At 71.2% G+C, this 212-nt stretch carries 1 protein-coding gene; it reads right to left on the reverse strand.

What is annotated here, in order from left to right; translation table 11 throughout:
* Positions 1-212 (reverse strand): transposase (locus B1964_RS29155; RefSeq protein ID WP_172399015.1); only part of this gene is annotated, 212 nt, incomplete at both ends.

The following is a 212-nucleotide window of genomic DNA, read 5'->3' on the forward strand; positions in this document are numbered from 1 at the left end:
ACCAGGTCCGCGAAGAACTCGTTCCACGCCGCACCCGTCTCCGTGGTGGCCACCCTCAGCCCGAGGACTTCGCGGCGCCCGTCGGCGTTGACCCCGGTGGCGACCATGGCCACCGCGTTGATCACCCGCCCGCCCTCTCTGACTTTCATGGTCAGGGCGTCGGCGGCGAGGAACACGAACGGGCCGGCCTCGCCCAGCGGCCGGTGACGGAA

Origin of the sequence: Gordonia sp. i37 (assembly GCF_002043085.1) — a bacterium.
GTDB lineage: Bacteria > Actinomycetota > Actinomycetes > Mycobacteriales > Mycobacteriaceae > Gordonia > Gordonia polyisoprenivorans.